The organism is Mycobacterium sp., assembly GCF_052144515.1.
Classification (GTDB): domain Bacteria; phylum Actinomycetota; class Actinomycetes; order Mycobacteriales; family Mycobacteriaceae; genus Mycobacterium.
On the sequence record NZ_JBKQQD010000535.1, the window covers coordinates 34,936 to 49,826 of the forward strand.

Annotated in this window: 10 protein-coding genes and 2 pseudogenes; 8 read left to right on the forward strand and 4 right to left on the reverse strand. The window is 67.2% G+C overall.

The window, feature by feature from the left end:
• The 3 genes and pseudogenes from ACLP9N_RS36430 to ACLP9N_RS36440 form a co-directional block, all read right to left on the reverse strand.
• Positions 1–1,653 (reverse strand): DEAD/DEAH box helicase, encoded by a 1,653-nt coding sequence (locus ACLP9N_RS36430; protein WP_442411952.1) that lies wholly within the window; start codon positions 1,651–1,653, stop codon positions 1–3.
• Between the two features lie 165 nt (positions 1,654–1,818).
• On the reverse strand, positions 1,819–3,765 hold the full coding sequence (htpG, locus tag ACLP9N_RS36435; protein ID WP_442411944.1) for a molecular chaperone HtpG: 1,947 nt from the start codon (positions 3,763–3,765) through the stop codon (positions 1,819–1,821).
• Between the two features lie 30 nt (positions 3,766–3,795).
• Positions 3,796–4,361 (reverse strand): annotated as a pseudogene (locus ACLP9N_RS36440) (alpha/beta hydrolase).
• 147 nt (positions 4,362–4,508) lie between these two features.
• On the opposite strand from ACLP9N_RS36440, the gene ffh reads away from it, so the two are divergent.
• The 5 genes from ffh to ACLP9N_RS36465 all read left to right on the forward strand — a co-directional run bounded on the left by ffh (position 4,509) and on the right by ACLP9N_RS36465 (position 11,495).
• Positions 4,509–6,092, forward strand: a complete 1,584-nt coding sequence (ffh, locus tag ACLP9N_RS36445; protein WP_442411953.1) for a signal recognition particle protein — start codon at positions 4,509–4,511, stop codon at positions 6,090–6,092.
• 13 nt (positions 6,093–6,105) lie between these two features.
• Positions 6,106–7,176, forward strand: coding sequence for an amidohydrolase family protein (locus tag ACLP9N_RS36450; RefSeq protein ID WP_442411954.1), 1,071 nt, complete (start codon positions 6,106–6,108; stop codon positions 7,174–7,176).
• A gap of 67 nt (positions 7,177–7,243) precedes the next feature.
• Positions 7,244–8,983: a serine/threonine-protein kinase gene (locus ACLP9N_RS36455; protein WP_442411945.1), complete on the forward strand. Its 1,740-nt coding sequence runs from the start codon at positions 7,244–7,246 to the stop codon at positions 8,981–8,983.
• A gap of 63 nt (positions 8,984–9,046) precedes the next feature.
• The gene (locus tag ACLP9N_RS36460; protein WP_442411946.1) at positions 9,047–10,891 is read left to right on the forward strand and encodes an N-acyl-D-amino-acid deacylase family protein; all 1,845 of its coding nucleotides are present in this window, start codon (positions 9,047–9,049) and stop codon (positions 10,889–10,891) included.
• Position 10,892: 1 nt separating this feature from the next.
• Complete coding sequence (locus ACLP9N_RS36465; protein ID WP_442411947.1) at positions 10,893–11,495, forward strand: TetR/AcrR family transcriptional regulator; 603 nt, start codon at positions 10,893–10,895, stop codon at positions 11,493–11,495.
• Positions 11,496–11,502: 7 nt separating this feature from the next.
• Here ACLP9N_RS36465 and ACLP9N_RS36470 read toward each other — a convergent pair whose 3' ends face one another.
• The gene (locus tag ACLP9N_RS36470; protein ID WP_442411948.1) at positions 11,503–12,378 is read right to left on the reverse strand and encodes a D-alanyl-D-alanine carboxypeptidase family protein; all 876 of its coding nucleotides are present in this window, start codon (positions 12,376–12,378) and stop codon (positions 11,503–11,505) included.
• Between the two features lie 94 nt (positions 12,379–12,472).
• Between ACLP9N_RS36470 and ACLP9N_RS36475 the strand changes: the two are divergent.
• From ACLP9N_RS36475 to ACLP9N_RS36485, 3 genes and pseudogenes are all read left to right on the forward strand, one after another.
• Positions 12,473–12,601 (forward strand): annotated as a pseudogene (locus tag ACLP9N_RS36475) (nuclear transport factor 2 family protein); the annotation flags it as partial.
• 271 nt (positions 12,602–12,872) lie between these two features.
• A complete protein-coding gene (locus tag ACLP9N_RS36480) occupies positions 12,873–13,331 on the forward strand; it encodes a lipoprotein LpqH (protein ID WP_442411955.1) in 459 nt (152 codons plus the stop codon).
• A 564-nt stretch (positions 13,332–13,895) separates the two neighbouring features.
• Positions 13,896–14,267 (forward strand): MAP_0585 family protein, encoded by a 372-nt coding sequence (locus ACLP9N_RS36485; protein WP_442411949.1) that lies wholly within the window; start codon positions 13,896–13,898, stop codon positions 14,265–14,267.
• Positions 14,268–14,891 lie beyond the last annotated feature (624 nt).

Here is a 14,891-nt window from a genome sequence, read left to right on the forward strand (position 1 = left end):
TCACGACTGTTCTGCGTTGAGTTGGCGCACGGCGTCGATGCGCGCCCTGAGCTGGTCGCGGGTTGCGGCGGCGATCGGCGGGCCGCCGCAGCGGCGCCGCAGTTCGTTGTGGATCCATCCGTGCGGTTTGCCGGTGCGGTGGTGGGCCACCGATACCAGGGCGTTGAGTTCGCGGCGCAACTCGCGCAGTTGGCCATGCGTGGTGATCGGGGCCGCCGGCCGCCCTGCCTCTTTGTCAAGCAGCGCCCGCTTTTGCAGCTGCGCGTCTTGGCGGCGGTGCAGCAGGGCGCGCATCTGCTCAGCATCGAGCAACCCGGGGATGCCGAGGTAGTCGGCCTCCTCGTCGCTGCCGGCGGGGGTGGCCGTGCCGAACGAGGATCCGTCGAAGATGACCTGATCCAATTCCGCGTCGGCCCCCAACGAGGTGAAGCCCTTCTCGGTGTCGGGCTTCTCGGTTTGCGTTGTGACGGCTGGATCGTCGAGGAGGGGATCGTCGGTTTCGCGGTGCGGTTGTCCGAGCACGTGATTGCGCTGGGCCTCCAGCTCGCTGGCCAGCTGCAGCAGGTTAGGCACCGACGGCAAGAAGATGCTTGCGGATTCTCCCGCCCGGCGAGACCGCACGAACCGCCCGACGGCCTGCGCGAAATACAGCGGCGTCGAGGCGCTCGTGGCGTAGATCCCGACCGACAGCCGGGGCACGTCGACACCCTCGGACACCATGCGCACCGCGACCAGCCACCGGCTGGTGCTCTCGGCGAAACCGGTGATGCGCGTTGACGATCCGGGGTCGTCGGACAGCACCAGCGTGGGTGCTTCCGAGGTGATCGTAGTCAGCAGCCGCGCGTAGGCGCGGGCCGCGGCCTGATCGGAGGCGATGATCATGCCGCCGGCGTCGGGCACGTGGGTGCGCAGCTGGCGCAGCCGCTGGTCGGCGGCCGCGATCACCGCGGGTATCCATTGACCGGCCGGGTCCAGCGCTGTCCGCCATGCCCGTGCGGTCTGCTCGGCGGACAGCGGCTCGCCCAGTCGTGCCGCGTGCTCGTCGCCGGCGCTGTCCCGCCAGCGCGCCTCACCGGAGTAGGCGAGGAACACCACCGGCCGGACCACGCCGTCGGCAAGCGCTTCGGCATACCCGTAGCTGTGATCGGCCTCCGAACGCGCCACTCCGTCGGGGCCGGACGTGTAGGTGACGAACGGGATCGGGCTGTCGTCGCTGCGAAACGGTGTGCCCGTCAACGCAAGTCGGCGGGTGGCGTCGCCGAACGCTTCCCGGATCGCGTCGCCCCAGGTCTTGGCGTCGCCACCGTGGTGGATTTCGTCGAAGACGACCAAGGTTTTGCGCTGCTCGGTGCGCACCCGGTGCAGCGTCAGGTGCGCTGCGACCTGGGCGTAGGTGACCATCACGCCGTGATATTCCGGCGAGGTCTGGGGCTTGGTGTTGGAGAACTTCGGGTCCAGGGCCAAACCGTAGTCCGCCGCGGCCCGTGCCCATTGCACCTTGAGGTGCTCGGTGGGCACGACGACGGTGATCTGCTCGACGGCGCGCTGACCGAGCAGTTCGACGGCCACCCGCAGGGCGAAGTTTGTCTTCCCCGACCCGGGGGTGGCGACGGCCAAAAAATCGCGCGGCGAGCCGGCCAGATACTTCACCATCGCACGCCGCTGCCAGCCCCGCAGCGGCCGGACCTGCTCTGTCGACAAAGCTCCCCTGTAGATGCTCTGCGGCGGTGCTTCGGCCGCGTTGGTTCGCGGGTGTGAAATGTAGCACGGCAATAGTTTTCGGCGCTTTTTCGGCGCGTTGCGATCCAGCGGCGTGTCTTACACCGTGCGGGTCAAACGGTCGGCGAGCAGCGCGGCGAACCTGGCCGGATCGTCGAGCTCGCCGCCTTCGGCGAGAAGGGCGGTGCCGTACAACAATTCGGCGGTTTCGGCAAGGCCCTGGTCTTCGGGGCGATCTTTGTGCGCCTGCTGCAAGCCGGTGACGAGCGGATGAGTCGGGTTGAGCTCCAGGATCCGCTTGCCGACCGGAACCTCCTGCCCGGCAGCCCGGTACATGCGTGCGAGCGCCGGTGTCATGGCGAAGGTGTCGGTGATCAGGCAGGCGGGCGACTCGGTCAGGCGCGTGGACAACCGCACTTCCTTGACGTGATCATCCAGGGTCTCCTTCAACCAGTTCAGCAAGTCGGCGAACTCTTTCTGCTGCTCCTCGCGCTCGGCATCGCTGGTATCCCCTTCGGACTCGAGGTCCACCTCGCCCTTGGCGACCGACTGCAAAGGTTTGCCGTCGAACTCGGGCACCAGTCCCACCCAGACCTCGTCGACCGGGTCGGTGAGCAGCAGCACCTCGTAGCCCTTGGCCTTGAAGGCCTCGAGGTGAGGCGAATTCACGACCTGCTGACGCGAATCTCCGGTGGCGTAGAAGATTTGCTCCTGGCCTTCTTTCATGCGCCCGACGTACTCGGCGAGGGTGGTGGGTTCCTCGTCGCTGTGCGTCGAGACGAACGAGGAGATTTCCAGCAGCGTGTCCCGGTTGTCGAAGTCCGACATCAGGCCCTCTTTGACGACCCTGCCGAACTGGGTCCAGAACGTGCGGTAATCGTCAGGCCGCTCGGTCTGCAGATCCTTGATCGCCGAGAGGACCTTCTTGGTCAGCCGGCGACGGATCGCGTTGATCTGCCGGTCCTGCTGCAGAATTTCGCGGGACACGTTGAGCGACATATCCTCCGCGTCGACGACGCCCTTGACGAAGCGCAGGTACATCGGCATGAGCTGGTCGCAGTCGTCCATGATGAAGACGCGCTTGACATACAGGTGCACCCCGATCTTGGCGTCCTGGTTGAACAGGTCGAACGGGGCGCGCGACGGGATGAACAGCAGGGCCCGGTACTCGAAGGTGCCCTCGGCCTTCATCGGGATGATCTCGAGCGGCTCGTCCCAGGCGTGGGCGATGTGCTTGTAGAACTCCTTGTACTCGTCGTCGGAGACCTCGTCTCTGGACTTGGCCCACAGCGCCTTCATCGAGTTGATGGTCTGGGTCTCGATGGTGACCTGCTCTTCCCCGCCCTCTGCCCCTTCTTCTTGGGAGGCGGGGGTGCGTCGCTCGACCTCCATCCGGATGGGCCACGCGATGAAGTCGGAGTAGCGCTTGACCAGCTCCTTGATCTTGTACTCCGCGGTGTAGTCGTGCAGCTCGTCCTCGGCGTCTTCGGGCTTGAGGTGCAACGTGACCGACGTGCCCACCGGAGCGTCATCGACGGATTCAATGGTGTAGGTGCCCTCGCCGCTGGACTCCCACCGGGTGGCCGCGCTCTCGCCGGCCTTGCGGGTGAGCAGCGTGACCTTGTCGGCCACCATGAAACTCGAGTAGAAACCGATCCCGAACTGACCGATCAGTTCCTCCGAGGCGCCTTCGTTCTTGGCTTCACGCAACTTCTGCCGCAGCTCGGCGGTACCCGACTTGGCGAGCGTGCCGATCAGATCCACGACCTCCTCGCGCGTCATGCCGATGCCGTTGTCGCGAACCGTCAGGGTGCGCGCGGCCTTGTCCACGTCGATCTCGATGTGCAGATCGGAGGTGTCGACCTCATCGGGGTCGAGGTCTTTGTTGCGCAGCGCTTCGATCCGCAGCTTGTCCAGCGCATCGGAGGCGTTGGAGATCAGCTCCCGCAGGAAGGAATCCTTGTTGGAGTAGACCGAATGGACCATCAGATCCAGGAGTTGGCGCGCCTCAGCCTGAAACTCCAACTGCTCTACATTCGTACTCATGCGATCCGTTATAGCTCAGGGCTTCTTTGGTCAGCGCGACCGCCCCGCTGCGCTCGCCAGGTCGCGGGTTTGCAGCCAGGCGCGGATGCGTTCGGCGACGTCAGCCCACCCGGGTTCGAGCATCATGTTCTGCCCCATCGTGAAGAATTCCGGCTTGGTCCGGTAGGCGCGCGCCGTAGCACGCACCGCGCCGACGCTGACGAAGCCGTCATGCACTGCGCCCAGGACCAGCATCGGGGTGGTCACCCGCCGGGTTTTGACACGGCGGAACATCGGATCAGTCATTGCCGCGCGGATGCTCTCGGCACCGGCGCGTTCCCAGCAGGATTCAACGATGGTCTCGGGCGTGTCCGCACAGAAGAGGTATTCGCGGGCGAGCGTCGCGGTGCTGAGGAATTTGACCAACGTGGGGTCGCCGAACGACTGCACGGACATCTGGGGACGGCGGCGCCAGACGCGCAGCGCCGCCCCGCAGCTGCGAAGAAATCCAGAAAGTGGTCGTCCCAACACCACGCGCCATGCCAGCCGCCGTGTACAAGCAGCAGCGGCACCGGATGCGCTTGGCTGCACGACCCCTTGTCGATTACCTCGAGCATGAGCCTAACCCTCGTTTGCCGCCACCCGCGCCGTCAATACGTCCCAGCGCGCGTGACGCTGGCGTCACAGTGGCCTTCGAACGTGACGCCAGCGTCACGCTCGCGCCCGGCAGCGCCGGGCTGGCGATCACCACTAGGCTGGCGGGCGTGTTTGAATCGCTGTCCGATCGGCTGACCGGTGCCCTGGCGGGGCTGCGCGGTAAGGGCCGACTTACCGACGCCGATATCGAAGCCACCACCCGCGAAATCCGGCTGGCGCTACTGGAAGCCGATGTGTCGCTGCCCGTGGTACGGGCGTTCGTGCACCGGATCAAGGAACGCGCCCGGGGCGCCGAGGTATCCGGTGCGCTCAACCCGGCACAACAGGTCGTCAAGATCGTCAACGAGGAACTCGTCGGCATCCTCGGCGGCGAGACCCGCCAGCTGGCGTTCGCGAAGACACCGCCGACCGTGGTGATGCTCGCCGGCCTGCAGGGCTCCGGTAAGACGACACTGGCCGGCAAGCTGGCCGCCTGGCTGCGCGGGAAGGGGCACACGCCGCTTCTGGTGGCCTGCGACCTGCAGCGGCCGGCGGCGGTCAACCAGCTGCAGGTCGTGGGTGAGCGCGCCGGCGTGGCGGTGTTCGCACCGCATCCCGGAGCGTCACCCGAGTCCGGCCCCGGCGACCCGGTCGCCGTCGCGTCGGCGGGGCTTGCCGAGGCCCGGGCCAAGCACTTCGACGTCGTCATCGTCGACACCGCCGGGCGGCTGGGCATCGACGACGAGCTGATGGCCCAGGCCGCGGCGATCCGGGACGCCATCACCCCCGACGAGGTGATCTTCGTCCTGGACGCGATGATCGGCCAGGACGCCGTCGCCACCGCGCAGGCGTTCGGCGAGGGCGTCGGTTTCACCGGCGTGGTCCTCACCAAACTCGATGGCGACGCCCGCGGCGGGGCCGCGCTGTCGGTCCGCGAGGTGACCGGCGTGCCGATCCTGTTCGCCTCCACCGGCGAGAAGCTGGAGGACTTCGACGTCTTCCACCCGGATCGGATGGCGAGCCGCATCCTGGGCATGGGCGATGTGCTGAGCCTGATCGAACAGGCCGAGCAGGTATTCGACGCCCAGCAGGCCGAGGAGACCGCCGCCAAGATCGGCAGCGGCGAGCTGACCCTGGAAGATTTCCTCGAGCAGATGCTCGCCGTGCGCAAGATGGGCCCGATCGGCAACCTGTTGGGCATGCTGCCCGGCGCCGGGCAGATGAAGGACGCACTGGCCGCCGTCGACGACAAGCAACTCGACCGGCTGCAGGCCATCATTCGGGGGATGACGCCGCAAGAGCGGGCCGATCCCAAGATCATCAACGCGTCGCGCCGGCTGCGCATCGCCAACGGCTCGGGCGTGACGGTGTCCGAGGTGAACCAGCTGGTCGACCGTTTCTTCGAAGCCCGCAAGATGATGTCGTCCATGCTCGGGGGCATGGGTATACCCGGTTTGGGCCGCAAGTCCGCGACGCGAAAGAGCAAAGCGGGCAAGGGCAAGGCTGGCAAGAAAGCCAAGAAGGGGGCACGCGGTCCGACCCCGCCGAAGGTCAAGAGCCCATTCGGGCCGGGCATGCCGGGTATGGCAGGAATGCCCGAAGGGTTCCCCGATCTGTCGCAGATGCCCGACGGCCTCAATGAGCTGCCACCCGGGCTGGCCGACTTCGACCTGTCCAAGCTGAAGTTCCCGGGCAACCCAGGCAGAAAGTAGCCGTATCGTGCGCATGCACGTGCGAGGTGTCGGGCTGCCCGACGAGGCTGCGGTCGAACTCTGGATCGTCGACGGCCGCATCAGCCGCGAGCCGGTTGCCGGGGCCGACACCGTCTTTGACGGCGGTTGGATCCTGCCCGGGCTGGTGGACGCGCACTGTCACGTCGGGCTCGGCGACCATGGCGAGATCCCACTCGACGAGGCGATCGCGCAGGCCGAGGCCGAGCGCGACGTGGGCGCGCTGCTGCTGCGTGACTGCGGCTCACCGACCGACACCCGCAGCCTCGACGACCACGACGACCTGCCCCGCATCGTCCGCGCCGGCAAGCACCTGGCCAGACCGAAGCGCTACTCGCCGAACTTTGCCGTCGAGCTCGAAGACGAATGCCAGCTGCCGGCGGCCGTCGCCGAGCAGGCGAGGCGCGGCGACGGCTGGATCAAGCTGGTGGGGGACTGGATCGACCGCTCGGTCGGCGATCTCGCCCCGCTGTGGTCCGACGACGTGCTCAAGGCCGCGGTCGATGCCGCGCACGCGCACGGGGCCCGGGTCACCGCACACGTCTTCAGCGAGGACGCGCTGCCCGGCCTGATCAACGCGGGCATCGACTGCATCGAGCACGGCACCGGGCTCACCGATGACACCATCGCCCTGATGGTGGCGCACGGCACCGTCTTGGTCCCGACGCTGGTCAACGTCGCAGAGAACTTTGTCGGAATCGCCGAGGCCGCCACGCGCTATCCGGCCTACGCCGCCCACATGCGCGACCTGCATGCCCGCGCCGTCGCGCGCATCACCGCGGCGCACGAGGCGGGCGTGCCCATTTACGCCGGCAGCGACGCCGGCACGATGATCGCCCACGGGCGGATCGCCGACGAGGTCGAGGCGCTCAAGGGGATCGGCATGAGCCCGACCGAGGCGTTGGGCGCAGCGTGCTGGGATGCCCGCTGCTGGCTGGGCCGGCCCGGCCTGGATCACGGTGCATCGGCTGACCTGTTGTGCTACTCGCGTGACCCGCGGCAGGGGCCGGGAGTGCTCAACCACCCTGATCTCGTCATCCTGCGCGGCAAGACCTTTCGGCCCTGACGCCGGACCCGAACGAGGCGCGCGTGCCGGACGCGCGGGTTGTCCGGATGACGGTTAGGCTCTCAAGATGGCGTTAGCCAGCGGCGCGACCTTCGCCGGTTACACGGTGGCGCGAAGGCTGGGTTCCGGAGTGACGGGTGAGGTTTATCTTGCTCAGGATCCTCGATCGGCCCGCTGGGTGGCGTTGAGAGTTCTTTCGCCGCAGCTGTCCTCGGACGACGAATTCCGGCAGCGATTCGTCTCGGAGACGGCCTCTGCCACCAACCTCTATCACCCGCACATCGTGGAGGTGCATGCGCGCGGCGAGTTCGAGGGACGGCTGTGGATCGCGATGGACTACGTCGAGGGCAGCAGCGCTGCGCAGCTGATGGCCGAGCGCTTCCCGGCGGTTTCACCTGCCGGCGAGGTGCTCGCGATCATCACCGCCGTGGCGTCGGCTCTCGACCATGCGCATAAGCGCGGGCTGCTGCATCGCGATGTCAAACCCGCCAACATCTTGCTGACCGGTCCGGCTGCGGGCGAGCAACGAATCCTGTTGGCCGACTTCGGGATAGCACCTCGGGGTGGCACCGTCGGCTACGCCGCGCCCGAACAGTTGACCGGCGCCGAGGTCGACGGGCACGCCGACCAGTACGCCTTGGCCGCTACCGCTTTTCACCTGCTGACCGGCGCGCCGCCGGTCGAGGCTGCCGACCCCGGTGGCGCGCTGCGCCAGATTCTCGACGAGCCGCCGCCCCGGCTCAGCGACCAGCGTCCGGAGTTGGCGCGCCTGGACGGTGTGTTCTCCCGTGCGCTTGCCAAAAGACCCGCTGACCGTTTCGACAGCTGTTGCGACTTCGCGGAGGCGGCCAACGAACAGGCGGGCGTGTCGATCGGCGATCGCAGTCCCGAGGCCGTCCTTGCCCCGGACTCCCCGGACTCCCCGGCCTACCCGGCCTACACCTGGCCCGAGGATCACATCACCGAACGAGCCCCGGATGCCGGGCCGCGTCATGCGAAGCCGGACCGCGAGAGCCTGGTCGATCATTCCGCGTCGACCAAGCCCCCGGTGATTTACTCCGGAGAGCTCCCGGCGGCCGCGCCGAAAAAGCGGCGAAAGCCGTGGCTGTGGCTGTCGGCCGCGGCGGTGGTCCTGGTCGTCGCGCTGGTCGCCATCGGCATCGTGATCGGGCGCAAGACCGAACCGACCGGCGCTCAGGCCGGCCCGGCCAAGACAACGGCGCCGGCCGGCCCACCAGGTGGACCGCCGACCAGCACCACGCCGTCGGCGCCCGTGCCACTCGACGGCACCTATCGCGTCGAGGTGCAACGCGAAAAGCAAACGTTCAATTACGTCCCCGACCCGCAACCGCCGAACGTGCAAACCTGGTGGGCCTTCCGCTCGTCGTGCACCCCCACGGCATGCACCGCCGCCGCCACGCAACTCGACGACGACGAGCACACGCAAGCGATGTCGCCCGGAAGCAGCACGCTCGTCATGCAGTTCGGGGACGGGCTGTGGCAGTCTCGGCCGGAAGCGACTCAGTTCCCCTGCATCGCGGGGAACGGGATCGCACAGACTGAGACCACGTCGCAGGTGCTGTCGCTGCGACCGCGGCCGCAGGGCGACTTCGTCGGCGAAGAGGAAGTCAGGGTGCAAACCAATGAGTGCGGCCAGCGAGCGGCGGTGATCCGGATCCCCGCGTTGGCCTCCCGCAGCGGCGACGTGCCGCCGGCGGTCAACGTGCCCGACCCGGCCACGATCATCGACAACCCCGCAGGCAACCCCACGCCACCGACTGCCATGCCGTCGGGTCCGCGGCGCTGATTTCAAGAAAGATTGCGAGCGATCGCTATCTATGTTAACTTCGCTGTATCGCGGCAACCAACCTTGGAGGAAACAGTGACGTACGACGTGATCATTTGCGACGGATTGTGGTTCGACGGCACGGGCAACGCGCCGCACACCCGCACCCTGGGCATCCGCGATGGCGTGGTTGCTACCGTGAGCTCAGGGCCGCTGGACGAGACGGGCTGCCCCGAGGTGATCGATGCGGCGGGCAAGTGGATCGTGCCCGGCTTCCTCGACGTGCACACCCACTACGACGCCGAGGTGCTGCTGGACCCCGGTTTGCGGGAATCGGTGCGACACGGCGTCACCACGGTGTTGCTGGGCAACTGCTCGCTGTCGACGGTGTACGCCGACTCCGAGGATGCCGCCGACCTGTTCAGCCGGGTCGAGGCGGTGCCGCGCAAGTACGTCTTCGGTGCGCTGGAAGCCGCCAAAACCGACAAGACATGGTCGACGGCCGCGGAATACATCGAGGCGATCGACGCCCTGCCGCTCGGGCCGAATGTGAGCTCGCTGCTTGGTCATTCGGACCTGCGGACCGCCGTGCTCGGACTCGAACGCGCCACCGACGACTCCGTCAGGCCCACCGATGCCGAGTTGCAGAAAATGGCCGCGCTGCTCGACGACGCGCTCGAGGCCGGGATGCTGGGCATGTCCGGGATGGACGCGGCTATCGACAAGCTCGACGGAGAGCGCTTCCGGTCGCGTGCGCTGCCGTCCACGTTCGCGACGTGGCGCGAGCGGCGCAAGCTGATCAAGGTGCTGCGCAAGCGGGGCCGGATTCTGCAGAGCGCACCCAACGTCGAGAACGCTGTCTCGGGACTGCTGTTCTTCTTGTCCAGCAGCCGGATCTTCGGGCGCCGCAAGGGCGTTCGGATGAGCTTGCTGGTCTCGGCCGACGCCAAGTCGATGCCGCTTGCGGTCTACGTCTTCGGACCGGTCACCCGCCTGGCGAACAAGCTCCTGGGCTCCAGCGTGCGCTTTCAGCACCTGCCGGTCCCGTTCGAGTTGTACTCCGACGGAATCGACCTGCCCGTCTTCGAGGAGTTCGGCGCCGGAACCGCGGCCCTGCATCTGCGCGACCAACTGGAGCGCAACGAGCTGCTGGCCGACAAGGAATACCGCCGGCGGTTCCGGCGGGAGTTCGACCGCCTCAAGCTCGGACCGTCGTTGTGGCACCGCGACTTCCACGACGCCGTCATCGTCGAGTGCCCCGATAAGTCGTTGATCGGCAAGAGCTTTGGCGCAATCGCCGACGAGCGCAAACTGCACCCGCTCGACGCGTTCCTGGATGTGCTCGTCGAGAACGGTGAGCGCAACGTCCGGTGGACCACCACCGTCGCCAACCACCGGCCCAAGCTGCTCAACGCACTCGCCGCCGAGCCGAGCATCCACATGGGCTTCTCCGACGCCGGCGCGCACCTGCGCAACATGGCCTTCTACAACTTCGGCCTGCGGTTGCTCAAGCGCGCGCGGGATGCCCACCGGGCCGGTTCACCGTTCCTTTCGATGGAAAGCGCCGTGCATCGCCTGACCGGCGAACTGGCGGAATGGTTCGGCATCGACGCCGGCACGCTGCGGGAAGGCGATCGGGCGGACTTCGTGGTGATCGACCCGGCGGGCCTCGACCAATCGGTGGACGGCTACTACGAGGACGAGGTTCCGTTCTATGGCGGCTTGCGGCGCATGGTCAACCGCAACGACGCGGCCGTGGTCGCGACGGGTGTGGGGGGTGCCGTCGTGTTCCGCGGAGGCCGGTTTGGAGGAGAGTTCCGCGACGGCTACGGGAAAACCGTGCAGTCGGGCCGGTACCTGCGCGCGGGCGCGCGGCCCACGGCCGTGCGGCGGCCCGCCGCCGTGGGCTTGGGAGTGGGAGGCGCCTGACATGGCCAGGACCCAGCAGCAACGCCGCGAGGAAACCGTCGGACGGCTGCTTGAGGCCTGCATCGACGCCATCGTCGAGGTCGGATACGCGCGGGCGTCGGCCGCCGTGATCACCAAACGGGCGGGGGTGTCGGTCGGCGCGCTGTTCCGTCACTTCGAAACGATGGGCGACTTCATGGCGGCCACGGCATCCGAGGTGCTGCGTCGCCAGCTGGAGTCATTCACCAAGCGAGTCGCCGAAATACCAACCGACCAGCGGGCGCTCGACGCGGCGCTGTCAATCCTCCAGGACATCACCAGCGGACCGACCAACGCCGTCCTCTACGAACTGTTGATCGCCGCGCGCACCGACGAGAAGCTCAGGGACACAATGCAACACGAGCTCGGGCAGCACTCCGCGAAGATTCACGACGCGGCCCGGGCTCTGCCGGGCGCCGAGAGCTTCGCGGAGGAAACATTTCCGGTTATCGTGGCACTGCTGACGAACGTGTTCGACGGAGCCGCCGTCGTCGAAGGGGTATTGCCCCAGCCCGACATTGCGGAGAAACGGATTTCGGTGCTGAGCGCGTTGCTCACCGCGGCGTTGCCGACCGCCGGTTCATGAAAAGCAGTTACAGCGAGCCGATGCTGGACTGCGGATTGAGCGCGAAACCCCAGTCGAACAGGCTGGCGGCCTGATCCCAATACGTCGGGCCGCCCTGTTTCACCAGCCCGTACATCATGGCGATCACCAGCCGGCGGCCGCCGCGGGCGGCGGCGCCGACGAACGTCTTGCGCGCGGCATTGGTGAAGCCGGTCTTGCCGCCGATCGCGCCGGGGTAGCGCTGCAGCAGCTCGTCCTGGTTGACGATCGGTTCGTCGCCGTGATCACCGGGGAATATCGCCGACGGCTCCGCGGTGATCTGGGCGAACACCGGATTACCCATCGCGGCCCGGAAGATGACGGCTAGATCGTGCGCCGTCGTCGCGCCGGAGCCGCCGGGTCCGTCCAGCCCGGACGTAGTGGCGGCGTGGGTGTTCGTCGCCCCCAGGGATGCGGTCTTGGCGTTCATTTTGGCCACGGCGGCGTCCGGGCCGCCCAGCATCTGCGCCAGGGTGTTGGCGGCGTCGTTACCCGAAACCAGCAGCAGGCCGTCGAGCAGTTGGCGCGCGGTGTAGGTGCGGAAAGGCTTGATGCCGACGCAGTTGCACTCCACCTCGGTGTCGGCGACATCGGCGACGACGGTGGAGTTCAGGTTCAGCTCGTCAAGGGCCACCAGCGCCAACAGCACCTTGATGGTGCTCGCCGGGGGATGGGCCACGTCCTGTTCGCGGCCGGCCAGCACCTGACCGCTGTCGAGGTCGGCCACGATCCAGGTCTGCGCCGGCCCGTCGGGGATCGGCAGCGACCCGGCCGGTTGCACGTCGACGTCGGCCCGGGCTGTGGCCGTGCCAAAGGTGGCGATGACCGTGAGCAGGGCGGCGATGGCGGCCATGAGCTTGCCCATGGGCGGTCAGTTTAACTTCCGGGATGCTTCGACGACGATTTCGCCTGTGTCTCCCGCTGTTCGCAGTCCCGGCCGCGCAGTGTTGAATCGACCCATGCTGAGCCTCGCCGAAATTTCCGACCGCTTGGAGATCCAACAGCTGCTGGTCCACTAATCCACCGCCATTGACCAGCGCCGATTCGACGACCTCGACAAGGTGTTCACCCCCGATGCCTACATCGACCTCTAGGCGGTCAAAGGGCATGTGTTTAGGCACGGCTGCACCTGCGCTGCTCAGGGCTGGAAGGGCAACTACGCCTTCACCGTTAGCATCGGTCTGATCGTGCCGAAACATGACGCTGACCGTAACGTTTGCAGGCCCTAGGTCAGGGTATCCGCCCGGAACGGGAGGTCGTGAAAGTGCATCCAGGGACGAGGCCGTAGCGGGTTTTTCCTCAATCGCATCTATGAACGATCCGCCAGCGTTGAAGGGCCACGACAAAAGGAGGGCACTGGTGAAGCGTGGGGTCTTGGTCGGCATAGCGGCCGTGGCCATGGTGGTCGCGGGTCTGGCTAGCTGTTCGAACGACAAGTCCAATACGAGCTCGTCCAATACGAGCTCATCGTCAGCTAGCACGGAGAAGGTCACTATCGACGGTCAGAATCAGAACATCACAGGTCAGGTCAGCTGCGCCCAGGCCGGCGGCAACCTCAACATCGGCATCGGCGATCCGACAAACGGGATCGGCGCGGTGATCACTGCTGCCGATCCGCCAGCCGTCCAGTCGGTTGGACTGGGCAACGTCAACGGCGTGACGCTGGGCTACGCCGCCGCCGCGCCGAATCAGGGCAACGTCCAGGCTACAAAAAACGGCAACTCCTACACGATCAAGGGCACCGCGACGGGCGTTAACATGGCTAGCCCGCAGCAGCCGGTGACCAAGCCGTTCGAGATGGATGTGACGTGCCCCTAGCGCAGATCATCTCACCGCACGGCGTCGTGGCGGACGGCACGCCGTTTCGGTGCCTGGTCACGGGGTAGCCAGACATTGTCGAAGTCGGGCTCGGAAGGGACGAACGGGATGTATGTGAAGCGCGTGGCCGGCGCGGCAATTGCCGCAGGTGTCGGCATATCAGCACTGACAGTAGGCGGAGAGCTGGCCAACGCCGCCCCGTTGAAGCCACCCCCGCTATGTGGGAACTGCGGACCGAGCCTTGGCGGACCGTGGCACGGGCCGGCCCCTGACGCGCCAGGACCTGGCGGACCGGCAGGACCTGGCGGACCGGGTCCTGGGCCGCCTGGGCCGCCTGGGCCGGGGCCTGGCGGACCGGGTCCTGGGCCGCACGGACCGGGGCCTGGCGGGCCGGGTCCTGGCGGGCCGGGTCCTGGCGGGCCGGGACCGGGCGGGCCGGGTCCTGGCGGGCCGGTTCCTGGCGGCCCGGGACCTGGCGGACCGGGACCTGGGCCGGCGCACGGACCGGGACCGGGCGGACCGGGACCGGGCGGACCGGGACCGGGGCCGGGGCCTGGCGGACCGATGCCGCAGGGCGCTTATGTTCGGGGTAATGCCGAGGTGGGCGGCCCCAGGGATGCGCCTCGCGGCTTCAGCACACGCGACCACGGCGCGCCGCCTCCGCCGCCAGCGAGAGGGTTCGGCTGGAATGATGGGCCTCCTCCCGGTGGGCCGCCGCCTAATTGGGACGGCCCGCCGCCTCCGGATGGCTGGAACGGTCCTCCGCCTCCCGGTGGTTGGAACAACCGGTGGAACGGGCCGGACCGCGGCATAGCCCAGGCACAAGGCGACTTCGGGCCGTGTAATTATGGCGGCTACACCGCCATTCCGGTCTTCAATCCGGTTTTCGGTGGATGGGGCTTCTGGTACTTCGGTGTCTGGATTCCGCTGTACTGACGCAACATAAAAACTTCCGGCGTCCGGACCGTGCTTCACAGGTCCGGACGCCGGAAGCCGTTTATGAGGACAGCGAATTGGCCAATATCGCGGCGTCGGGCCGACCCGGTTCGGTTACAAACTGCCGGTTATGCCGTTCGCCACCGGTCACTCAACGATCGGGTCATCGGCTGATACCCTGCGTGGTCCGCGCCGGTGTGGGCGGTGGGCGCGATGCCCGAGCGGTCAATTCGGTTGCGGTGCGGGCAACAACGTCGCTTGGATCGCTGCTATAGCCGCGAGCGTCCTCTAGCTACGTCTAGTACCGCTCCCAGAATGCCGGTCCGACGGGCTCGGCGAAGCCGCCGTTGGCGATCAGATACGGCTTGTCTGCCCCCGCCATGCGTATTTGCTTGGTTGCAAGATCAATTGGAGGGGTTCTTTCCTGCCCCCATGGGCCTGCGGCGGGCACTCATCCGCGAACTGGTGCGACTACCCAGGCTGCAGGCTGGATAGTCCTGGTCCGAAAATTATGGGTGAGCCGCGGCTGCTCGGGTGATTTGGTGTTTGTTGCGCTGCGCCCGAGGTGGCGTGGTGGTCAGGCGGCCTGGATCGGGTCGAAGCGGACGGTGAACCCCAACATGT